This window comes from Mesorhizobium sp. M2E.F.Ca.ET.209.01.1.1, assembly GCF_004010375.2.
GTDB lineage: Bacteria > Pseudomonadota > Alphaproteobacteria > Rhizobiales > Rhizobiaceae > Mesorhizobium.
In genome coordinates, this window is sequence record NZ_SADP02000462.1 from 1 (window position 1) to 364 (window position 364).

Below are 364 nucleotides of genomic sequence, written 5' to 3' on the forward strand. Positions count from 1 at the left end.
ATAGTTGCGGAACTGCTCCTCGAACTGGAGCCTGGTCAGATCCTTCGCGGTGAACACATCGAAGCCGGCCAGCCGGAACGTCTTCGACACATCCTCGGCGTCCTTGTCCGGGTTTTTGAGGGCCGGGATTTCGCGATATTCTGAATTGCCGATGACGAGGGCTACCCTTCGGTCGGCATGCGCCTCAAGCGTTGTGAGACTTACAAGCATCAAGGCTGCCAAGGATACGCAGAATCGCAGCATGGCAAATCCCCCATCCATTATGATCTGGAGGCTTCAACAAGACGGATTGCGCTCTGATAGTATATTAAAAAACTCACAGTTTGTAGATACGGGCGAAGAAAATCCTCCGCCAGCTAAAATA

The 364-nt window shown here is 52.2% G+C and carries 1 protein-coding gene; it reads right to left on the bottom strand.

Annotated elements, in window-relative coordinates:
• Positions 1-210, bottom strand: a 210-nt coding sequence (locus EN852_RS36490; protein WP_246694529.1) for a caspase family protein, incomplete at its 3' end; no start/stop codon positions are given.
• Positions 211-364 lie beyond the last annotated feature (154 nt).